The organism is Pseudazoarcus sp. NS20 (genome assembly GCF_059703745.1).
On record NZ_BAAKIY010000001.1, the window covers coordinates 287,439 to 307,095 of the forward strand.

The 19,657-nt window shown below is 64.9% G+C and carries 22 protein-coding genes; 6 read left to right on the forward strand and 16 right to left on the reverse strand.

The features are described 5' to 3' along the window. Nucleotides 1-176: 176 nt before the first annotated feature. Nucleotides 177-2,573: a penicillin-binding protein 1A gene (locus tag AC6H0W_RS01395; protein ID WP_497575318.1), complete on the forward strand. Its 2,397-nt coding sequence runs from the start codon at nt 177-179 to the stop codon at nt 2,571-2,573. A 7-nt stretch (nt 2,574-2,580) separates the two neighbouring features. Here AC6H0W_RS01395 and cyaY read toward each other — a convergent pair whose 3' ends face one another. Then, nucleotides 2,581-2,907, reverse strand: a complete 327-nt coding sequence (cyaY, locus tag AC6H0W_RS01400) for an iron donor protein CyaY (protein WP_497575319.1) — start codon at nt 2,905-2,907, stop codon at nt 2,581-2,583. A gap of 48 nt (nt 2,908-2,955) precedes the next feature. Here cyaY and lptM point away from each other — a divergent pair, with 48 nt between their 5' ends. Continuing rightward, entirely contained in the window at nt 2,956-3,111 is a 156-nt protein-coding gene (lptM, locus tag AC6H0W_RS01405; RefSeq protein WP_497575320.1) for an LPS translocon maturation chaperone LptM, read from the forward strand. After that, a complete protein-coding gene (lysA, locus tag AC6H0W_RS01410; protein ID WP_497575321.1) occupies nt 3,108-4,373 on the forward strand; it encodes a diaminopimelate decarboxylase in 1,266 nt (421 codons plus the stop codon). Before lptM ends, lysA begins: the two co-directional genes overlap by 4 nt. Here lysA and rfbD read toward each other — a convergent pair. From rfbD to rfbB, 4 genes are read right to left on the reverse strand one after another with little or no spacing between them, the layout of a single operon-like run. Beyond that, nucleotides 4,370-5,266 (reverse strand): dTDP-4-dehydrorhamnose reductase, encoded by an 897-nt coding sequence (rfbD, locus tag AC6H0W_RS01415; protein ID WP_497575322.1) that lies wholly within the window; start codon nt 5,264-5,266, stop codon nt 4,370-4,372. The genes lysA and rfbD overlap by 4 nt on opposite strands. After that, nucleotides 5,263-5,808 (reverse strand): dTDP-4-dehydrorhamnose 3,5-epimerase, encoded by a 546-nt coding sequence (rfbC, locus tag AC6H0W_RS01420; RefSeq protein WP_497575323.1) that lies wholly within the window; start codon nt 5,806-5,808, stop codon nt 5,263-5,265. Before rfbC ends, rfbD begins: the two co-directional genes overlap by 4 nt. Then, complete coding sequence (gene rfbA / locus AC6H0W_RS01425) at nt 5,808-6,692, reverse strand: glucose-1-phosphate thymidylyltransferase RfbA (RefSeq protein ID WP_497575324.1); 885 nt, start codon at nt 6,690-6,692, stop codon at nt 5,808-5,810. The genes rfbC and rfbA overlap by 1 nt, the downstream gene beginning before the upstream one ends. Then, nucleotides 6,689-7,762: a dTDP-glucose 4,6-dehydratase gene (gene rfbB / locus AC6H0W_RS01430; protein ID WP_497575325.1), complete on the reverse strand. Its 1,074-nt coding sequence runs from the start codon at nt 7,760-7,762 to the stop codon at nt 6,689-6,691. The genes rfbA and rfbB overlap by 4 nt, the downstream gene beginning before the upstream one ends. A 112-nt stretch (nt 7,763-7,874) precedes the next feature. Between rfbB and dacB the strand changes: the two genes are divergently transcribed. Further along, nucleotides 7,875-9,299 (forward strand): D-alanyl-D-alanine carboxypeptidase/D-alanyl-D-alanine endopeptidase, encoded by a 1,425-nt coding sequence (gene dacB, locus AC6H0W_RS01435; protein WP_497575326.1) that lies wholly within the window; start codon nt 7,875-7,877, stop codon nt 9,297-9,299. A 120-nt stretch (nt 9,300-9,419) separates the two neighbouring features. Beyond that, on the forward strand, nt 9,420-9,626 hold the full coding sequence (locus tag AC6H0W_RS01440; RefSeq protein ID WP_497575327.1) for a DUF3185 family protein: 207 nt from the start codon (nt 9,420-9,422) through the stop codon (nt 9,624-9,626). A 593-nt stretch (nt 9,627-10,219) separates the two neighbouring features. Here AC6H0W_RS01440 and AC6H0W_RS01445 read toward each other — a convergent pair. The 8 genes from AC6H0W_RS01445 to AC6H0W_RS01480 all read right to left on the reverse strand — a co-directional run bounded on the left by AC6H0W_RS01445 (nt 10,220) and on the right by AC6H0W_RS01480 (nt 17,409). Further along, a complete protein-coding gene (locus AC6H0W_RS01445) occupies nt 10,220-10,411 on the reverse strand; it encodes a YqaE/Pmp3 family membrane protein (protein WP_497575328.1) in 192 nt (63 codons plus the stop codon). 170 nt (nt 10,412-10,581) lie between these two features. Continuing rightward, on the reverse strand, nt 10,582-11,010 hold the full coding sequence (locus AC6H0W_RS01450) for a DUF4870 family protein (protein WP_497575329.1): 429 nt from the start codon (nt 11,008-11,010) through the stop codon (nt 10,582-10,584). Next, nucleotides 11,007-12,488: a 4-hydroxy-3-polyprenylbenzoate decarboxylase gene (ubiD, locus tag AC6H0W_RS01455; protein ID WP_497575330.1), complete on the reverse strand. Its 1,482-nt coding sequence runs from the start codon at nt 12,486-12,488 to the stop codon at nt 11,007-11,009. The genes AC6H0W_RS01450 and ubiD overlap by 4 nt, the downstream gene beginning before the upstream one ends. Nucleotides 12,489-12,554: 66 nt before the next feature. Further along, on the reverse strand, nt 12,555-13,367 hold the full coding sequence (pyrF, locus tag AC6H0W_RS01460; RefSeq protein ID WP_497575331.1) for an orotidine-5'-phosphate decarboxylase: 813 nt from the start codon (nt 13,365-13,367) through the stop codon (nt 12,555-12,557). Nucleotides 13,368-13,448: 81 nt separating this feature from the next. After that, nucleotides 13,449-14,330 carry a 4-hydroxybenzoate octaprenyltransferase gene (gene ubiA, locus AC6H0W_RS01465; protein ID WP_497575332.1) on the reverse strand — a complete coding sequence of 294 codons (882 nt, stop codon included), beginning with the start codon at nt 14,328-14,330 and terminating at the stop codon, nt 13,449-13,451. Continuing rightward, nucleotides 14,327-14,884, reverse strand: coding sequence for a chorismate--pyruvate lyase family protein (locus tag AC6H0W_RS01470; protein ID WP_497575333.1), 558 nt, complete (start codon nt 14,882-14,884; stop codon nt 14,327-14,329). Before AC6H0W_RS01470 ends, ubiA begins: the two co-directional genes overlap by 4 nt. Before the next feature lie 66 nt (nt 14,885-14,950). Beyond that, nucleotides 14,951-17,008 (reverse strand): ATP-dependent DNA helicase RecG, encoded by a 2,058-nt coding sequence (gene recG, locus AC6H0W_RS01475; RefSeq protein ID WP_497575334.1) that lies wholly within the window; start codon nt 17,006-17,008, stop codon nt 14,951-14,953. A gap of 20 nt (nt 17,009-17,028) precedes the next feature. Continuing rightward, nucleotides 17,029-17,409: a RidA family protein gene (locus tag AC6H0W_RS01480; RefSeq protein WP_497575335.1), complete on the reverse strand. Its 381-nt coding sequence runs from the start codon at nt 17,407-17,409 to the stop codon at nt 17,029-17,031. A gap of 54 nt (nt 17,410-17,463) precedes the next feature. Here AC6H0W_RS01480 and AC6H0W_RS01485 point away from each other — a divergent pair, with 54 nt between their 5' ends. Beyond that, nucleotides 17,464-17,793, forward strand: a complete 330-nt coding sequence (locus AC6H0W_RS01485; RefSeq protein ID WP_497575336.1) for a hypothetical protein — start codon at nt 17,464-17,466, stop codon at nt 17,791-17,793. A 19-nt stretch (nt 17,794-17,812) separates the two neighbouring features. On the opposite strand, the gene fliW is transcribed toward AC6H0W_RS01485, so the two are convergent. The 3 genes from fliW to AC6H0W_RS01500 are packed head-to-tail and all read right to left on the reverse strand — an operon-like array spanning nt 17,813 to nt 19,600. Further along, the gene (gene fliW, locus AC6H0W_RS01490) at nt 17,813-18,253 is read right to left on the reverse strand and encodes a flagellar assembly protein FliW (protein WP_497575337.1); all 441 of its coding nucleotides are present in this window, start codon (nt 18,251-18,253) and stop codon (nt 17,813-17,815) included. Nucleotides 18,254-18,297: 44 nt separating this feature from the next. Next, a complete protein-coding gene (locus AC6H0W_RS01495; protein ID WP_497575338.1) occupies nt 18,298-19,131 on the reverse strand; it encodes an SPOR domain-containing protein in 834 nt (277 codons plus the stop codon). Continuing rightward, complete coding sequence (locus AC6H0W_RS01500; RefSeq protein WP_497575339.1) at nt 19,115-19,600, reverse strand: DUF2802 domain-containing protein; 486 nt, start codon at nt 19,598-19,600, stop codon at nt 19,115-19,117. Before AC6H0W_RS01500 ends, AC6H0W_RS01495 begins: the two co-directional genes overlap by 17 nt. Between the last annotated feature and the right edge of the window lie 57 nt (nt 19,601-19,657).

Sequence of the window (19,657 nt, forward strand, 5' to 3'; positions counted from 1 at the left end):
AAAATTCCTTACATTAGGCGCACTACCTAATCTAGTGTTTCAAATGCTATCAACAAGTTTCAGGATGTGTAAAGAAAAACCCCCCTCGACGTCAACACCAACTGCAACATTTTCGTCAACTGGTACCCGCCTCTGCCGCCCCGTATAATTCTGGCTGACTCTCTCTGACCATCTTCATGCGCTGGTTTCTCTATCTGCTGGCTGCGGCATTCGCAGGCATCATACTCGCGGCCGCAACGCTCGGTACCGTCGTCGTTTTCGCCTGGCCCAAACTGCCCGATCTCGAAGCACTGACCGACTATCGTCCGCGCATTCCGCTGCGGGTGTTCTCGTCGGACGGCCATCTTCTTGGTGAATTCGGCGAAGAACGGCGCGCCGTCGTCGATATCGAAGATGTTCCGCCCATGCTCAAGCAGGCCATCCTCGCGGCTGAGGACGAGCGCTTCTACGAGCACCTCGGCGTCGACCCCATCGGGATTGCACGCGCCGCATTGGCAAACCTTTCGTCCGGCGGACGCGGCCAGGGCGCGTCGACCATCACCATGCAGGTAGCGCGCAACTTCTACCTCTCGCGAGAGAAGACCTACAACCGTAAGTTGTACGAAATCCTGCTGGCATTCAAGATCGAAAAGAGCGTCAGCAAGGACAAAATTCTCGAGCTGTACATAAATCAGATCTTCCTCGGCCATCGCGCATATGGCTTTGTCGCGGCTGCCCGCACCTATTTCGACAAATCACTCGACGAACTGTCGCTTGCGGAAGCGGCCATGCTGGCCGGCCTGCCCAAGGCTCCTTCAGCGTACAACCCGCTGACCAACCTTCATCGCGCCACCATCCGCCAGCAGTACGTGCTAGGCCGCATGCTTGATGCGGGATTCATCGATCAAGCCGCTTACGACACTGCACGCGAAACCCCGATCAAGGTCGGCTCCCCTCGCGCCTCGCGCCGCGAAAACAGTGGCGATTACATTTCCGAGATGGCGCGGCAGATCGCCGTCGAGCAGTTCGGCGAAGACGCTTATCAAATGGGTCTGCGCATCATCACCACGGTCCGGCTGGACGAGCAGCTCGCAGCCCAGAAGGCCCTGCGCAACGGGGTGCTCGCATTTGATCGCCGTCGCGGCTATCGGGGGCCGGAAGCCTTCGCCGACCTGACCGGCATCCAGGATTCGGACGACGCCAAGCTCGCCGAGGTGCTGCTTGAACACCGCGACTATTCCGAGATGCTCGCCGCCGTGGTGCTATCGGCATCACCGGAAGAAGTGCGCGTGTTCCGCAACGGCGAGATCATCTCGATCAAAGGCAAGGGGCTGGCATTCGTGACCCCGATGCTGGATCAGCGCGCGCCGCAAACCCGTCGCATCCGGCGCGGCGCCATCGTGCGCCTCCACCCGGCAGAGAATTCGAGTTGGGAAATCCTGCAGCTTCCCGAAGTCGAATCGGCACTTATCTCGATCGACGCCCACACGGGTGCCGTGCGTGCACTCGGCGGCGGTTTTGACTTCAACCGCAGCAAATTCAACCACGTCACGCAGGCTTACCGTCAGCCCGGCTCGAGCTTCAAGCCCTTCATTTTCTCGGCGGCCTTGGAAAAAGGCTATTCGCCAGCCACTTACGAGCTCGACGAGCCCTTGTTCTTCCCGGCCGACATCACGGGCAGCAAAGCTTGGGAACCGAAGAACTACGACGACAAATTCGACGGACCGATGACCTTGCGCACCGCGCTTGCACGCTCCAAGAACATGGTTTCGATCCGTATCCTGCAGGCCATCACACCACGCTACGCACAGGATTACATCGGTCGCTTCGGCTTTGAGCCTGCTCGCCACCCGGCATACCTGACCATGGCTTTGGGCGCCGGCTCGGTAACGCCGTGGCAACTGGCTGCCGGGTACGCGGTGTTTGCCAATGGCGGCTTCCGTGTCGAACCGTACATCATCCAGGAAATCACGGACGCCAATGGGCGTACGCTGGCGCGCTTCGAGCCCCCTATCGCGGGCCGCAATGCGCCGCGCGTGCTTGACCCGCGCAACGCCTGGCTGGTCGACTCCATGCTGCAGGACGTCGTGCAGCGGGGCACGGCGCAACGCGTCAAATCACTGGGGCGGAACGATCTGGCGGGCAAGACCGGCACCACTAATGATTATGTGGACGCCTGGTTCGCCGGGTACAACCCGGACGTGGTCGCCATCAGCTGGATGGGTTACGGGCAGCCGCGCAACCTGGGTCGCGGTGAAACCGGGGGCCGTGCCGCGCTGCCGATCTGGATGGAATACATGAAGGTTGCCCTGAAGGACATGCCGGACAGACCGCGCGTGCGTCCGCAGGGCCTGAGTCCGATCCAGCACCCGGGCAGCGCGGTAACCGACTACTACTATTCCGAGAACCCGCCGCCCCAACCCCCGCCGCCGCCGCCCACGGAAGACGGCAATCCGTTCCTGCGTTACTTCATGGACGACCAATCGTGGGGCACCACGCCGCCAGACGAAGCGCCGGCGTCAGACCGTGCTGCGCCGGTTGAACAGCGGGCCCCGGTTTCAGTGCGCGACATCCGCCCACCGCCGCCACGATGAGTTGCGGTCAGACGGGGCGTACAGTCACCGTCTGACCGGACTGCTCGGATACCACGCGCGACAAGGTCGCATAGAGCTCCGCGCCGTCCCGGCCTGCGACCCACTGCCCCGCGTCGCGCGGGGCGAAATGGAAGCCACCGGACTTGGCCGCCACCCAGATTTCCTTCGCAGCCACATGGCGGTTGATGACCACCTTGCTGCCATTTTCGAATTCCACTTCAAGCACGCCACCGGGCATCGTTTCGATGTCCATCTCGGCTCCGCATGCCTCCAGTGCAGCTTCTATGCGCTGTATCTCCGCATCGGCCAGATCGGAGAATGTCGATTCATCCATGATTGTTCCTTCTGCTAGCATTGCCGTTTTTCAGGCGACCCTTTCAAAATGCGCCCCTACTTCGTCAGCCTTCTTCTTGGCGCAGCCTTGCTTCTGAGCGGTTGCGGAATCAAGGGCAGTCTTTACATGCCCGACGTACCGTCTGCCGATCCCGCGCCTCAACAGGCCCCGGATGATACCAAGGCCCCTGCGAACCCCACATGAACGATTCAGCCTTCCCCACTTCCACATTGCAACGTCAGCAAACCGGCCTCGCGCTTGAAGCGGTGAGTCTGCGCGACATCGCGGAGCGCTTCGGCACCCCCACGTACGTGTATTCGCTGGCCGAAATCAAACGCGCCTTCGCCGCCTGGACCGACGCCCTGAGAGGGCGCAATGCCATGGTGTGCTACGCCGTGAAAGCCAACTCCAACCTCGGCGTGCTGTCCGCATTCGCACGCTTGGGGGCCGGCTTTGACATCGTTTCGGGGGGCGAGCTGTCTCGCGTGCTGGCTGCAGGCGGAGACGCCGGCAAGGTGGTGTTCTCGGGCGTTGGCAAGACGGCCGCCGAGATGCGCCAGGCCCTGGAGGCCGGCATCCACTGCTTCAACATCGAGTCACCTTCGGAGGTCGCACGCCTTGATGCGATTGCCGGGGAGCTCGGTGTGCGCGCGCCGGTGGCGCTGCGCGTGAACCCCGACGTCGACCCCAAGACGCACCCCTACATTTCCACCGGCCTGAAGAACAACAAGTTCGGCATCGGCTTCGAAGACGCCCCGGTGCTATACCGCGATGCGGCCAGCCGCAAGAACCTGCGCGTCACCGGCATCGCCTGCCACATCGGCTCGCAACTGCTCGATCCGATGCCGATGGCCGAAGCCACTGCGAAGGTGCTGGGCATGGTCGACCGCCTTGCCGCGGAAGGCATCGTGTTCGATCACATCGACCTGGGTGGCGGCGTGGGCATTCGCTATCAGGACGAAACGCCTCCCACCGTGGCCGAGTACCTTGCCCCGATCCTTGCGCAACTCGAAGGCCGCCGTGAATCGATTCACTTCGAGCCTGGTCGCTCGCTGATCGGCAACGCCGGCCTGCTGCTCACACGCGTCGAATATCTCAAGCACGGAGAAACCAAGAACTTCGCCGTAGTCGATGCCGCGATGAACGACCTGGCGCGCCCGGCGCTGTACGACGCCTGGCACGACGTGGTGGAGGTCGCCCCGCAGAGCACAGCACAGACCTACGAGGTGGTCGGCCCGATCTGCGAAAGCGGCGATTTTCTCGCGCATGACCGGCCGTTGGCGATTACCGAAGGGGCTTTGCTGGCCATACTGTCAGCCGGGGCCTACGGCATGACCATGAGCTCGAACTACAACACCCGTCCGCGTTGTGCGGAAGTCATGGTCGACGGCAACGCCGTGCATCTGATCCGTGCGCGCGAAACCGTCGAGTCGCTGTTCGCGCAGGAAAAGCGCCTGCCCGCTTAAGACCGCTCGCGCATCTCGTCGAGGCAGCGCGCCAGCGCGTCGTGCCAGTGCGGCAGGCGGATGCCGAAACGCTGTTCGAAGGCCGTGCAATCCAGCCTGGAATTGCGCGGCCTTTGCGCCTCGGTCGGCCACTCTTCGGTGGCAATGGCCTGTACCTCCGTCACGCGCAGATCGAACTCCGGCAGACGCATGCGCGCTTCGGTGAAGATGGTGCGGGCGAAGCCGCACCATGAGGTTTCGCCGGCCGAAGCTAGGTGATACAGGCCCGAGGCAAAGACTCCCTTGCTACGCTCGGCCTGGCTCAACCGCACCGCATGTGCGGTGGCGTCTGCCAGATTACGCGCCCAGGTGGGTGAGCCAATCTGGTCATCCACCACACGCAGTTGCTCACGCTCGGCGCCGAGCCGTAGCATGCTGCGCACGAAGTTGCCTCCACGAGCCGCAAACACCCAGGCCGTGCGCAGTATCAGGTAATCGCATTCGCTGGCGATGATGGCCCGCTCGCCCGCCAGCTTGCTGCGGCCGTACGCGCTGACGGGAGCCACTTCGGCTTCCTCGTTGCGCGCGGTGTCGCCGTTGCCGTCGAACACGTAGTCGGTGGAGTAATGCACCAGCAGGGCACCGCAATCCCGTGCGATGCCGGCAAGCTCGCCGGGCGCTTCGGCATTGATGCGGTGCGCCGTCGCCCGCTCGCTCTCGGCGCGATCCACTGCGGTGTAGGCCGCTGCATTGACGATCACGTCGGGCGCCAGGTTACGCAGCGACTCGACCAATTCGGGCTGCGCCAGATCGCAACCGGCGCGGTCCAACGCAATCACCTCACCCAGCGGCATAAGACTGCGCACCAGCTCGAAACCGACCTGCCCGCGGGCACCGGTCACCACCATCCTCACGGGAACACCTCGCATTCATTTAGCGGCAACCCCGCCTGATCTTTCGCCGACAACACAGGCCCGCCTTCGAACGGCCAGTCCACACCCACCGCAGGGTCGTTCCACATCAAGCAACGCTCGTGCTCGGGCGCGTAATAGCGGGTGGTCTTGTACAGAAAATCCGCCGACTCGCTGAGCACCACGAAACCGTGGGCGAAACCTTCGGGCACCCACATCTGGAGATTGTTCTCTTCCGACAGCTCTGCGCCCGTCCACTGGCCGAAGGTCGCAGAGCTGCGACGCAAATCCACCGCCACATCGAATACGCGCCCACGCGTGACGCGTACCAGCTTGCCCTGCGCTTCCCTGATCTGATAATGCAGGCCGCGCAGCACACCGCGGCCAGAGCGTGAATGGTTGTCCTGCACGAACTCCTGGCGCAGCCCGGTCGCGTTTTCGAACGCCCGCGCGTTGAAGCTTTCCATGAAAAACCCGCGGCTATCACCGAACACCCGCGGCTCAAGGATCAGCACACCGGGCAAACCCGTTTCAATCACATGCATCAAAACACTCTCTCTTCCAGCAATCGCAGCAGGTAAACCCCATAGCCACTCTTGGCAAGCGGCCTGGCCAGCTCCCTGACGGCCGTGTCATCAATCCAGCCCGCACGCCACGCCACCTCCTCCGGACAAGCGACCTTGAGGCCTTGGCGCTTTTCGATGGTGTGGATGAATTGCCCGGCTTCCAGCAGGCTCTCGTGCGTGCCGGTGTCCAGCCAGGCATGCCCGCGCCCCATGCGTTGTACGTCGAGTTCGCCCCACTCGAGGTAGGTTCGATTCACGTCGGTGATCTCGAGTTCGCCACGCGGGCTGGGCTTGAGCTGCCGGGCCACGTCCACCACGCGCTCGTCGTAAAAATACAGGCCGGTCACGGCATAGCGACTCTTGGGCTGCGCTGGCTTTTCTTCCAGGCTGATGGCTCGCCCATCGGCATCGAATTCCACCACCCCGTAGCGTTCCGGATCTTGCACCGGATAGGCGAAGACCGTCGCCCCGCTCGAACGCTGCGCAGCGGCGCGCAAGTCGTCCGCCAACTCGTGGCCGTAAAACAGGTTGTCGCCCAGCACCAAGGCGGACGGCCCGCCCGCCAGAAAGTCCTCACCGATCAGGAAAGCCTGTGCGAGGCCATCGGGGCTCGCTTGTACGGCATACGACAGGTTCAACCCCCAGCGCCGCCCGTCGCCCAGCAGTTGCTCGAAGCGAGGCGTGTCCTGCGGCGTGGAGATGATCAGGATGTCCCGAATGCCCGCCAGCATCAGCGTGGTCAGGGGGTAATAGATCATCGGCTTGTCGTACACCGGCAGCAGTTGCTTGGACACGGCGAGGGTGGCCGGATGAAGCCGGGTGCCGGAGCCCCCGGCCAGGATGATGCCGCGGCGTGTCCTCATGCCTGCTCCTGTTGGCGCTCAGCGTAGTTTTGGGCAATCCACTCGCGGTAGGCGCCGCTCTGAACATCGGCCACCCAGGCCTGATGTTCGAGATACCACTGCAAGGTCTTGCGGATGCCGGTCTCGAAGGTTTCGGCCGGTCGCCAACCGAGCTCACGCTCGATCTTGCGTGCATCGATGGCATAGCGCCGGTCATGGCCCGGGCGATCGGTCACGAAGCTCACCAGCCGATCGTACGGGCCGGCTGCGTCGGGGCGCAGTTCATTGAGCAGCGTACACAGCGTCTCGACGATCTCGCGGTTGGGCTTCTCGTTCCAGCCACCGACGTTGTACACCTCGCCCACTCGGCCACGCGCCAGCACCTCACGAATGGCCGAGCAGTGGTCACCCACGTACAGCCAGTCGCGCACGTTCAGGCCATCGCCGTAGATCGGCAACGGCTTGCCAGCCAGCGCGTTGGCAATCATCAGCGGAATCAGTTTTTCGGGAAACTGGAATGGCCCGTAATTGTTCGAGCAGTTGGTGGTCAGCACCGGCAGGCCGTAGGTGTGATGCCAAGCGCGCACCAGGTGATCGGACGCGGCCTTGCTGGCCGAATACGGGCTGTTGGGCGCATAAGGCGTGGTTTCGGTGAAGGCCGGATCATGCGGGCCGAGCGAGCCATACACCTCGTCGGTGGACACGTGCAGAAAGCGGAAGCGCTCGTGCTCTTCGCCCTGCAAGCCCGACCAATAGGCGCGCGCCGCCTCGAGCAGCGTGAAGGTGCCCTCGACGTTCGTACGCACGAACGCTGCAGGGCCGTGGATCGAGCGATCGACATGGCTCTCGGCGGCGAAATGCACGATGGCCCGCGGGCGGTGTTCGGCCAGCAACCGGTCGAGCAATGCCCGCTCGCAGATATCGCCGTGCACGAACACATGCCGCGCATCGCCCTGCAGCGCAGCCAGATTGGCCAGGTTGCCGGCATAGGTCAGCGCATCAAGGTTGAGCACAGGCTCGTCATTGGTAGCGAGCCACTCGATGACGAAGTTCGCACCGATGAACCCCGCCCCCCCGGTTACCAGAATCATGCCGCCTTCCCGTTCAGTCCGGCGCCCGCTTTGCACCGGCGCCCAAAGGCAGCATTGTAGCGCGGACGTAATTCGGCAAAGATGGGCAGCCCACCTCTTGCCCACCGGAAACATGAAGCCGCTGCTCACTCTCCTTCTTCTGCTGGCGACCGTGCCTTTCGCGGTGTTTGCAGGCCCGCTACCCCCATCGGTGTCACAAGCGCTGCAACAGGCGGGAGTTCCCGAAAGCGGCGTCGCGGTATGGGTGCAGGGCGTGGAGGACGAAGCTCCCCGCGTGGCCTTCAATGCCGAGCGTGCGATGAACCCGGCCTCGGTGATGAAGCTCGTCACCGCCTTCGCGGCGCTGGATCGCCTTGGCACCGGCTTCACGTGGAAGACGCGTGTAACGACCGACGGCGAACTGCGCGGTGGTCGGCTCGACGGAAACCTCGCGATCATCGGCAGCGGCGACCCGCTGCTCGACGTTGGTCGCATGTGGAAGCTGCTGGCGCGGGTGCGCGCTTCCGGCATCACGCACATCGCAGGCGACATCGTGCTCGACGGCTCGGCCTTGCGGCTCCCCGCGCACGACCCGGCCGCCTTCGACGGCCGCCCGCTGCGCCCTTACAACAGCGGCCCCAATGGCTTGCTGCTGAACTTCAACACCGTGCAAATCCACCTCACGCCCGCGCTTGCGGCAGGCGCGCCCATTGCGGTTGCCGCTGTTCCGGCGCTGGACGGGCTGCTCATCGACAATCGCTTGGTCACCACGGCGGGGCGCTGCGGCACCTGGTTCCGCGATCTCGACGCAGCCCTCTCGCTGACCGAGCACGGGCCCACGCTGACGCTGCTCGGCTCCATGCCCGCCGACTGCGGCCCGCGTGACTGGAGCGTATCGCCCTATACGTCGCACGACTTCGCCGCCGCGCTGGTGGCCTGGCTGTGGCGAGAATCCGGCGCCACGCTGGGCGGCAAGGTGCGCTGGGGGGCTGCACCGCAAGGCGCCGTCCCGCTGTTCGAGAACATCTCACCGCCGCTGGCCGATGCCGTGCGTGAAATGAACAAATGGTCGAGCAACGTCATCGCCCAGCAACTCCTCGCCACCCTCGCGCTGGAGCAAAGCGACAGCCTCGACATGCTCGCAGCCGGCGCCCGCATCGCAGGCGACAGCCTTGCTGCAGCCGGCATTCCCACTCAAGGCTTGGTCATCGACAACGGCTCCGGCCTGTCACGCACTTCGGCCATCCGCGCCGACGCTTTGGGCGAGCTTCTGATTCAAGCCTGGAAACGCCCGTGGATGCCCGAGTTCATGTCATCCCTGTCGCTCGCCGGCGTGGACGGCACCGCGCGCCGCCGCCTCTCCGACAGCCCCGCCAACGGCCAGGCCCACATCAAGACCGGCACGCTCAACGGCGTGCGCGCAATGGCCGGCTACGTGCTGGACCGGAACGGCCAACGGCAGGCCGTGGTGATGATGGTGAACGACGCCAAGGCGCCGCTCAGCGAGGCTGCGCAGGACGCGCTGATTCAATGGGCGTGGAGCGGAGCACGGCCGTAACTGACAGGGCAGCGCGTGTTGCAGGCGCCTCATGCCACGGGCAAGATGATTCATGCCTGCGGCACACGCCGAAGGTTTCAAAGACGCAGAAACTCTTGAACCCACACAAGGGAGTGTGAAATGGCAGGCAATAAAATACTGGGGCTGGTCTTGCTGGTGGTCGGACTGATTCTGCTGTTCTTTGCGTATCAATCCTCACAGAGTCTGGGCGACCAGGTCTCCGAAGCCATCACGGGCCGATTCACCGAATCCACGACGCTGTACATGCTGCTTGGCGCAGCCGCCACGGCTGCAGGCGCCGGCCTGCTGTTCTTTGGGCGGCGCTGAGCAGCGATGATACGGGACGCGGATCGCTCCCCTGCGTGACAACCCGAAAACTCGGGGCATCTTCGGCGAAGCCCCAACGGACACCGGTTTGGTCGCATGGATTCTCGTGCAAACGCGCCGCCATCCGATGCAGAACACATACCCGCACAGCGCGCAGTGCCGTCATAGGAAAGAGCGTAGCGACGCGGCAATCTCGCAGCACATGCCAGTGGCAACGTCACGAGATTGCCGCGCTACGCTCGCAATGACGGGTAGAGGCGTAGCGCCGACTACAAAAGCCGCTGCCTCAATGCACGTCGTGGTTACCCATCCCTTCTGAGCCGCTGAGCGCAGAGTGCTCACGGCGGGGCCTTCCGGCCTTGCTGTTTGAGCGGAACGCGAGTTTGCAAGGCCGGCCGCCGGGAGTGCTCGAAGCGAAGGGACCCCGAAGGGGCGGTGAGGAGGGCGCGTTTCTTTGCTTCCTTTCTTGCCGCGCAGCAAGAAAGAAGGTCGCCTGCCGGGGCGAAATCCCGGCCGATCAAAGCAGGTAAAACCAACCACCTGACCGAAAGGCGCCGAATATCAGTCAGCCAACACAGGCCAAGCCACCAACGTCAACGCGACGACATCGCGCGCTCGATCTTCTTGTCGGTCTTGTACTGACTCAAGGCATACACCGACCAGATGGCGGCAGGAATCCAGCCGATGATGGTGATCTGAAGGATCAGGCAGATGATCCCGGCAAACGGGCGGCCGATGGTGAAAAACTGGAGCCACGGCAGAAGAAGGGCCAGCAGCAAACGCATGTACGTCTCCTCGAACGGGTAAAAGCAGCTCGCGCTGCGGAACGCCTGAATTATCGCCCTTCCGACAATAGAAAAGGCTGCAAAACGTTACGCCAAGGGCGTTAACGAAAACCGGGGGCCTCGCCCCCGATTGCACATTGCCTGCTGATGGAGCCCGGAGGGCTTTCGCTTCAAAAGCGCGAGGCAGGCATCGGCAGCGTCTCGCCCTGCCCCAGCACCCACCAACCGCGAGCGATGCGATACATCACCCACAGACTTGCAGCGAGGAAGATCACGATGGCGAGCGGGATACCGATCACGGTGAAGATCAGCACCCAGCCACCCACAAACCACAGCAGGGCGAACCAGAAGGTACGGATCTGCCAGCGGAAGTGGCTTTCCAGCCAGGTGCCGCGCGCAGAGGCCTGCTTGTAGTAGTTCAGCACAACCGCGGCAATCGACGGCAAGGTGCCCAGAAAGCTGCCCAGGATGGTGGCCGAACCGAGTATCGCCGTGAGCAGCGCAAAAGCATGCAGGCCATAGACGACGTGCGTGATCAGTCGCAGGTTGTCGATGTCCATGGCGGGGCCGGGGCCGCGCGGTTGCAAGTCTTGATTCATAGTCCCAGTTCGCTCCACACTGCGTCTACGCGCGCCTTCACCGACGCGTCCATGACAATCGGACGCCCCCACTCGCGGTTGGTTTCACCGGCCCACTTGTTGGTGGCGTCGATGCCCATCTTGCTGCCCAGCCCCGCCACCGGGCTGGCGAAGTCGAGATAGTCGATGGGGGTGTTGTCGACCAGGGTGGTGTCGCGCGTAGCATCCACTCGGGTGGTCATGGCCCAGATGACTTCCTTCCAGTCGCGGATATCCACATCCTCATCCACCACGATGATGAACTTGGTGTACATGAACTGGCGCAGGAAACTCCATATGCCGAACATCACGCGCTTGGCGTGGCCGGGGTACTGCTTGCGGATGCTGACCACGGCCAGACGGTACGAGCAGCCTTCGGGCGGCAGGTAGAAGTCGACGATTTCGGTGAACTGGCGCTGCAGCAGCGGCACGAACACCTCGTTCAGCGCCACGCCGAGCATGGCCGGCTCGTCGGGCGGCTTGCCGGTGTAGGTGGAGTGGTAGATCGGGTCTTTCCGCATGGTGATGCGGTTGATGGTGAACACCGGGAAGTCCGAAATCTCGTTGTAGTAGCCGGTGTGATCGCCGTACGGGCCTTCCGGCGCCATGTCGTCGGGGTGGATCACGCCTTCCAACACGATCTCCGCGGACGCGGGCACCTGCAAGTCGGACTCCATGCACTGCACCAGCTCGGTCTTGGAGCCGCGCAGCAGGCCGGCGAACTGATATTCCGATAGCGAATCCGGCACCGGGGTGACGGCGCCGAGGATGGTCGCCGGGTCGCAGCCAAGCACCACCGCCACCGGGAAGGGCTCGCCCGGATGAGCCAACTGATGGTCACGAAAATCCAGCGCGCCGCCACGATGTGCCAGCCAGCGCATGATGACGCGGTTCTTGCCGATGACCTGCTGGCGATAGATGCCCAGGTTCTGGCGCTTCTTGCCCGGCCCGCGCGTCACCACCAGGCCCCAGGTGATCAGCGGCGCAGCGTCTTCCGGCCAGCAGTGCTGAATCGGCAGGCGGGCCAGATCGACCTCGTCGCCCTCCCACACCACTTGCTGGCACGGCGCCGAGCGCACGACCTTGGGCGCCATGTTGAGCACCTGCTTGAACACCGGCAGCTTGTCCCACGCGTCCTTCAGGCCCTTGGGCGGCTCGGGCTCCTTCAGGAAGGCAAGCAGCTTGCCGACTTCGCGCAGCGAGCTCTGCCAGTCGCCCGACTCGCCCATGCCGTAGGCCACGCGTTGCGGCGTGCCGAACAGGTTGGCGAGCACCGGGATGGCTTGCGGCACGCCCTGGGTCACGGGGCGCTCGAACAGCAGCGCCGGGCCGCCGGCACGCAGCACGCGGTCGGCGATCTCGGTCATTTCGAGATGAGTGTCCACCGGCACGGAGATGCGCTTGAGTTCGCCCATCTCTTCGAGGCGGGCAATGAAGTCGCGGAGGTCGTCGTATTTCATTGGCGGGGCCGAGAGAAAGTGGTTGGCACAGGACGCGGCGGCAGCAGCCACCGCGCCGGGCATGCCTTAACGGCAGCGATTGATGGCGGTGCGGGTGGCCTGCGCGGCAAAACGCGCCGCGGCAGCGAAATCTTCACCTTCGCCGGCATACAGAATGGCGCGCGACGAATTGATCATCAGCCCCGTACCCTCGCGGCTGCGCCCGGCCGCCACGGTGGCGGCAATGTCGCCGCCCTGTGCGCCGATGCCGGGCACCAGCAGCGGCATGTCGCCGGTCAGCGTGCGCACGCGGGCGATTTCTTCGGGGAAGGTGGCGCCCACCACCAGGCCGAGATTGCCGCTGGCGTTCCATTCGTTGGCGGCAAGGCGGGCAACGTGCTCGAAAAGCTTCTCGCCACCGACATCGAGAAACTGCAGATCGCTGCCGCCGGCATTCGACGTGCGGCACAGCAGGATCACGCCCTTGTCGGCGTATTCCAGATAGGGCTCGACCGAATCGCGCCCCATGTAGGGATTCACCGTCACCGCGTCGGCACGGTAGCGCTCGAAGGCCTCGCGGGCGTACTGCGTGGCGGTGCTGCCGATGTCGCCGCGCTTGGAGTCGAGCACCACCGGAATGCCCGGGTGCTTGTCGTGAATGTGACGGATCAGGTCTTCGAGCTGATCTTCGGCGCGCTCGGCGGCGAAATAGGCAATCTGCGGCTTGAAGCAGCACACCAGATCGGCCGTGGCATCGACGATGTCGCGGCAGAAGCGAAAGATCGCGTCGGGCTCATCACGCAGATGCGCCGGAATGCGCTTGATGTCGGGGTCGAGGCCAACGCACAGCAGGCTGTCGCGACGCTGCCAGCGCTCGGCAAGAGCGGTCATGAAATGCATGGGGAAATCCTTTTGTCCGGCCCGAATGATACGCGCCCTGCCCCGGCACGGGCAGGTGCGCGCTCGGGCGGCGGCACGCCGTCAGCGGAACAGGGTGTCGAAGACGATGCCGGCAAACACCGTGGCGCCAAACCAGTTGTTGTGCAGGAAAGCGCTGAAGCAGTTGGCGCGCTCGCGCGTCCTGATCATGCCGTAATGCGTCCACGCCACGCCGGCGGCGCCGAGCACGCTGACGAAGAAGAACAGCGGCCCGAGGCCCGCCATCCACCCGGCGATTGCCAGCGTCAGCAGCGTCAAGCCGTAGCACGCCATCACCGCCACCACGTCGAAGCGGCCGAAGGTGATCGCCGCGCTCTTGATGCCGATCTTCAGATCGTCCGGCCGGTCGACCATGGCGTACTCAGTGTCGTAGGCCACCGCCCAGAAGACGTTCGCCAGCAACAACACCCAGGCCACGCACGGCACCTCGCCCTGGATCGCCGCATACGCCATCGGGATGCCGAAACCGAAGGCAATGCCCAGATACGCCTGCGGGATCGCCAGAAAACGCTTGGTGAAAGGGTAGGTGGCAGCCAGCAGCACCGCCGGAATCGACAGCGCAATCACCAGCCCGTCGAGAAACAGCACCAGAAACAGCGCCGAAAAAGCCAGTATGGCCGCCACGCACAGCGCCTCCTTGGGCGCCACGTGGCCGGTCACGATGGGGCGGTCCACCGTGCGCTCGACATGACCATCGAAATCGCGGTCGGCGAAGTCGTTGATGACGCAACCGGCCGAGCGCATCAGCACGGTGCCGGCCAGAAAGATCAGCAGCACATGCCACGGCGGAAATCCGTCCGCCGCCAGCCACAGCCCCCACAGCGTCGGCCACAGCAGCAACAGGATGCCGATGGGGCGGTGCAGGCGCGTGAGCCGGAAGTAATGCGGCAGGCGTTCGGAAAGGTCGAAGCGGGAATCGGTCATGCAGGCAACTTGAGAATATCCGGTAGAAAGATTTCGGTGACCAGCAACGCCCGGCCACGCAGCCGAAAGACCGAGCGACGCCCCCAAAGTTCGAGCGGCGGCTCGTGCGCGCCAATGGCGGCCAGGGCCGCGCGCTGTCGTGCATCGCGCACATCCAGCCGGGCGCAGGTCAATTCACCACGCTCGATGCGCGGGTTGGCAAACAGCAATTCGCCCAGCGGCCGCGAGCCGATGCGCGCAAACAGTCTCGAACCGGCACGCACCGTGGCCAGCGGCATCACCGAGCGCGCGTACACCACCGGCACACCGTCGGCGTGCAACAGCACCTCACGCACGCGGGCCGAGTCGCCCGGCTTCAAGCCCAGCAGCGGAGCCTCGTCCGGCAACACCCGGCCCATGCCCTGGCGCAGCACGCTCACCGCAAAATCATCGCAACGCGCCCGCAGACGCGCCGTCAGCGAGCCCGCATCGCCCAGCCAGCCCTTCATGCCGGCGGGCAGCAAAGCGGGCAGCAGGTGATTTCGCCAGCGGTCGGAGGGAATTCGGGAGCTCATGAAGGCACGCAGTCGGGTCGGCGCACATCTTAACCGATGCGTCATGACACTCCGACCCGGCGCCCCTCAGGCGCGCAGCAAACCCTCGCGCCCGCCCAGCCAGCGCTCCATCAAGCGGTCGGCCGCAGCAGGTGTCTGCGCAAGCATGTGCTCGGCCGCGGCACGGGCCGGCTCCACCAGATCTGCGTCGAGCTCGAGGTCGGCATGACGCAGCAGCGGCACGCCGCTCTGGCGGGCACCGACGAATTCGCCGGGGCCGCGAATGCGCAGGTCTTCGCGCGCGATGGCGAAGCCGTCGGTGTATTCATAGATCACCTTCAGGCGCGCACGTGCGGTCTCCGACAAGGGCTGCTCGGTGGAGAACAGCAGCACGCACACCGACTCCGCCGTGCCGCGCCCCACTCGCCCGCGCAACTGATGCAACTGCGCCAGACCGAAGCGCTCGGCGTGCTCGATCACCATCAGGCTGGAGTTGGGCACGTCCACACCCACCTCGATCACCGTGGTGGCCACCAGCACGTCCAGCTCACCGGCGGCAAAGGCCTGCATGGTGGCGGACTTCTCGGCCGACTTGAGGCGGCCATGCGCCAGGCCCACACGCAAATCGGGCAACTCTTCGGTGAGGCGTTCGAAGGTGTCCTGAGCGGTCTGCAACTGCAGCGCCTCGGATTCTTCGATCAGCGGGCACACCCAGTAGGCTTGCCGACCTTCGGCGCAGGCGTCGGCCACCCGGGCGATGACTTCGTCGCGACGCGCATCCGACACCAGCTTGGTCAGCACCGGCGTACGGCCCGGCGGCAACTCGTCGAGCACCGACACGTCGAGGTCGGCGTAATGCGTCATCGCCAGCGTGCGCGGGATGGGCGTGGCCGACATCATCAGCATGTGCGGGTTGAGGCCACCAGCGGCCTTCTCGCGCAACGCCAGACGCTGGCGCACGCCGAAGCGATGCTGCTCGTCCACCACCGCCAACCCCAGGCGCGGCATGGCCACCGGATCTTCGATCAGCGCGTGGGTGCCGACGGCCAGCATGCTCTCGCCCGCGGCCAGTCGCGCCAGCGCGGCTTCACGTTCTTTCTTGGGCCGGCTGCCAGCCAGCCACTCGACCTCCAGCCCGAGCGGCTCGAGCCAGCCGGCGAGCTTCAGGTAATGCTGCTCGGCAAGGATTTCGGTGGGCGCCATCAATGCGGCCTGGAAGCCGTTCTCGACGGCCTGCAGCATGGCCATGGCGGCGACGATGGTCTTGCCACTGCCCACGTCGCCCTGCAGCAGGCGCTGCATCGGGTGCGGGGTGGCGAGGTCGCGCGCAATCTCGCCCACCGCGCGGCGCTGCGCGCCGGTCAGCGCGAACGGCAGCGCCTCCGTGAGCTTGCGCGTGAGGTCGAGGCGCGCTTTGAGCGCCGGGGCGCGTTTTTCGCGGCGCGCGTTGTAGGCGCGGCGCAGCGAGATCTGCTGCACCAGCAGTTCTTCGAACTTGATGCGCCGCCATGCGGGATGGTCATGCGCCTCCAACGCCGCGATGGACACCGACGGCGCCGGCCGGTGGAGCGCCTCAAGCGCCGCCGAAAAGCTCGGCAAACGCAATTCGCGCAGCACCTCGGCGGGAAGCAGCTCGCGCTCGGCATGCGCGTCGAGCGCGCGCGCCACCAGCTTGCGCAGCGCCGACTGCGCCAAGCCCGCGGTGGTGGGGTACACCGGCGTCAGCGCCTCGGGCAGGGCCTCGCCGGCATCAACGGCGCGAACGCGCGGGTGCACCATCTCGGCGCCGAAAAACCCTTGGCGCAGTTCGCCGAACAGGCGCACGCGGCGGCCTTCGGCCATCTGCTTTTTCTGCGAGGGGTAGAAATTGAGCCAGCGCGCGGCCAGCTCGCCGCTGTCGTCGCGCACGCGTGCCACCAGTTGGCGGCGCGGGCGCAGCATCACTTCACACGAAGTGACCTCCCCTTCGACCTGCACCGCCACGCCTTCACGCGCACTGCGAATCGCCACCACGCGGGTTTCGTCTTCGTAACGCAGCGGCAGGTGCAGCAGCAGATCCTGCTGGCGATGGATGTCAAGCTTGGCGAGGCGTTTGGCCAGCGCGTCGCCCGACTTCGCGGCGGAGGCGCTCGGGCGGGCGCTCATGCGGGATGCGGCGGCGGTGCTTAGTCAAGCACCAGAATGGCGTCGGCCTCGACCACGGCGCCCTTGGGCAATTCCTTGACGCCGACCGCGGCACGCGCCGGATAGGGCTGGTCGAAATAGCGCGCCATGATCTCATTGACCTTGGCGAAGTTGCCCAGATCGGTGAGGTAGATGGTCAGGCGCACGGCCTTGGCCAGCGAGCCACCGGATGCCTCGGCCACGGCCTTGAGGTTTTCGAACACGCGCACCGTCTGCGCTTCGAAACCATCCACGAGCTGCATGGTTTCGGGGTCGAGCCCGATCTGGCCGGACATATACACGGTGTTGCCGGCGCGCACGGCCTGCGAGTAGGTGCCGATGGCAGCCGGGGCGGCGGGGGTGGAAATGATGCTACGGCTCATGTTCGGTATCCTTGAAGGTCCTCAGACAAGCGCGGATTGTACCCGGACGTGCCGATGAACCCGATGATCGAAAAGCTGGAAAAACTGCTCGGTGGGCCGCGCGACGGCGCCTTGCTGCGGCTGTCGCTGGGCAATGCCTGGCTGGCCGACAACGCCGCGCAGGCGGCGGAACACTTTCGCGCCGCGCTGAGCTTTGACGCCACCTATTCGGCGGCATGGAAAGGCCTTGGCAAGGCACTCGAGCAATGCGGCGAAAATGCCGCGGCGCTGAACGCTTACCGCGACGGCATTGCCGCCGCCGCACAACGTGGCGACCGCCAGGCCGAGAAAGAAATGAGCGTGTTCGCGCGCCGCATCGAAAAGCGCCTGGGCGAGGTGCCCTGAAGCCTTGCCCGGTCTGTGCTTACACCGAGCGCAGCGTCACTTCGCAATCGACGCGGCTGAGCACCTTCTGCAAACCGCGGCGGCTGGCCAGATTGAGGATCAGCGGCGCCATGAAGTTGGCACGCAGGCCGGCACCCTCGGGCACGCCCTCGCTGTCGTCGCGGCGCAGGATCACCAGCGTGGCGACATGCGCCGGGTCGTCGAGCTGGATTTCGGCCGACTCCTCATCGGTCAGTTGCAGTTCATAATGCACCGACACCCTGGACGGATCCGTCACCGAAAAAAGCACGTCCGGCGAATCCACCGACAGCAACATGAACAGATCGCTCGCGGCCTCGCCCTCGTCGTGCAGCAAGGCGAAGCGCTTGAGGTTCTCGAACCCCGTCAGGCCGGACGGAAATTCGATGATTTTGTCGTCCGCGGCTTCGACGGTGCCGAGCACCGGGCTGTCGATGATCATGCTGATTTCTCCTCGTTCAATGCATTGAAACGGTGACGGCGCACTCAGCGCACGCTGACGATGACAGCCTCTTTGAGCGCTTCGCCGGATGCCGTACGCACCTCGGCCAGCGCCCTCTCTGCCTCTCCACGACTCGCAAACGGCCCCAGCTCGGCACGGCCATGGACCGCGACCTGCCGACCCGCGCCGGCAAGACTTGCACGCAGGCGCTCGGCGTTGTCCGCATCGGAAAACACCCCGGCCTGCACCCACCAGCTTCCGTTTGCCTGCACCAGCAAGCCTTTTGCGCCGCTTTCGATGGCGCTGCGCGCTGCATCACGCGTGGCGAAGGGGCCGATCAGCACACGATGCATGATGCGCCCCGCGTAGCCAAGCGGAGCCGCCGCGTGCAACTGCCCCTTGGCCACCGGCAAGGGGCCGAAGTCGCCAAGCTGCAGCATGTGCGATGCGCTCGCGGGAGGTGACGCGGCAGCAGGCTTTTTGGCGGCGGGCGCAGGGGCCGGCTTGGGCGCCGGCGCGGATTTAGTCGGCGGAGGTGTGATCGGCTGTTCATCCGAGGGCGGGGGCGAGGCCGGTTCGGGCTGCGCCACCGCTTGATCGGGCGCGGGTTCGGCGAACGTCTCATTGCCAGCTTCCGGCACGGCAATGGCCGTGTCCGCCGGGGCGGGCTCCACCGGGATCGGCTCGGCCAACCCCGGCCGCTGCACCGGCTGCGGTGCCTCGACCACCGGCGGCACAGGCATTTCGGCCTGCTCTTGCTCGCCACCCGACAACACGACAAACAACAACACGACCAGCAGCAGGCCGGCAACGCCCGCGCGTATCAAGGCACCACGCGCACTCTGCGCCGGTTTGAACATCTCAGGGCCGCTGCGCATCGTCACTCCCTTGGCGTTCGCTCATCGAACGCACCAGCTCGGCTTCCGCCACGGAAATGCCGCAGCGCTCGGCAATGGCCTCGACGTCCAGACCGCGCCGCGCGCACACCAGTGCTTCGTTGTACTCGGGGGAAATGCCTTGCGCGGCGCTGATCGACTCGATCTGCTCGCGCAGCGCATCCAGGCTTTGTGACAGGGTGGAAATCGTGGTGCGCTGCTGCTGCACTTCTTCGCGCAAGGCATCCACCTCGCCACGCCAAGCGCTGTTGTCGAGCGCCGTCTCGAAGGCCGGGGCGGACGCTGCGGCAGGCATGGCCTGAGCCGGCTGCGACAGTGACGGCGGCTCGGGTTCGTCGGCGTCGTATCCATCGTAAAAACTCATGCCGGCGCGCAGAATGCGGGCGCGGTTGAGCTGAAGCAGCATGTAGACGAACAGCGCGCCGATGACGATCCACAGTAGTACACGCACACCTGTTCTCCTTGCGACGACTTCCGGCGGCAGGCCGGAACAGCGGTTGGCGCGGGG

Coding starts and splice junctions, on each gene's coding strand:
- AC6H0W_RS01395 (WP_497575318.1), top strand. CDS start 177: ATGCGCTGGTTTCTCTATCTGCTGGCTGCGGCATTCGCAGGCATCATA.
- cyaY (WP_497575319.1), bottom strand. CDS start 2,907: ATGGATGAATCGACATTCTCCGATCTGGCCGATGCGGAGATACAGCGC.
- lptM (WP_497575320.1), top strand. CDS start 2,956: ATGCGCCCCTACTTCGTCAGCCTTCTTCTTGGCGCAGCCTTGCTTCTG.
- lysA (WP_497575321.1), top strand. CDS start 3,108: ATGAACGATTCAGCCTTCCCCACTTCCACATTGCAACGTCAGCAAACC.
- rfbC (WP_497575323.1), bottom strand. CDS start 5,808: ATGCATGTGATTGAAACGGGTTTGCCCGGTGTGCTGATCCTTGAGCCG.
- rfbA (WP_497575324.1), bottom strand. CDS start 6,692: ATGAGGACACGCCGCGGCATCATCCTGGCCGGGGGCTCCGGCACCCGG.
- rfbB (WP_497575325.1), bottom strand. CDS start 7,762: ATGATTCTGGTAACCGGGGGGGCGGGGTTCATCGGTGCGAACTTCGTC.
- dacB (WP_497575326.1), top strand. CDS start 7,875: ATGAAGCCGCTGCTCACTCTCCTTCTTCTGCTGGCGACCGTGCCTTTC.
- AC6H0W_RS01440 (WP_497575327.1), top strand. CDS start 9,420: ATGGCAGGCAATAAAATACTGGGGCTGGTCTTGCTGGTGGTCGGACTG.
- AC6H0W_RS01445 (WP_497575328.1), bottom strand. CDS start 10,411: ATGCGTTTGCTGCTGGCCCTTCTTCTGCCGTGGCTCCAGTTTTTCACC.
- AC6H0W_RS01450 (WP_497575329.1), bottom strand. CDS start 11,010: ATGAATCAAGACTTGCAACCGCGCGGCCCCGGCCCCGCCATGGACATC.
- ubiD (WP_497575330.1), bottom strand. CDS start 12,488: ATGAAATACGACGACCTCCGCGACTTCATTGCCCGCCTCGAAGAGATG.
- pyrF (WP_497575331.1), bottom strand. CDS start 13,367: ATGCATTTCATGACCGCTCTTGCCGAGCGCTGGCAGCGTCGCGACAGC.
- ubiA (WP_497575332.1), bottom strand. CDS start 14,330: ATGACCGATTCCCGCTTCGACCTTTCCGAACGCCTGCCGCATTACTTC.
- AC6H0W_RS01470 (WP_497575333.1), bottom strand. CDS start 14,884: ATGAGCTCCCGAATTCCCTCCGACCGCTGGCGAAATCACCTGCTGCCC.
- recG (WP_497575334.1), bottom strand. CDS start 17,008: ATGAGCGCCCGCCCGAGCGCCTCCGCCGCGAAGTCGGGCGACGCGCTG.
- AC6H0W_RS01480 (WP_497575335.1), bottom strand. CDS start 17,409: ATGAGCCGTAGCATCATTTCCACCCCCGCCGCCCCGGCTGCCATCGGC.
- AC6H0W_RS01485 (WP_497575336.1), top strand. CDS start 17,464: ATGAACCCGATGATCGAAAAGCTGGAAAAACTGCTCGGTGGGCCGCGC.
- fliW (WP_497575337.1), bottom strand. CDS start 18,253: ATGATCATCGACAGCCCGGTGCTCGGCACCGTCGAAGCCGCGGACGAC.
- AC6H0W_RS01495 (WP_497575338.1), bottom strand. CDS start 19,131: ATGCGCAGCGGCCCTGAGATGTTCAAACCGGCGCAGAGTGCGCGTGGT.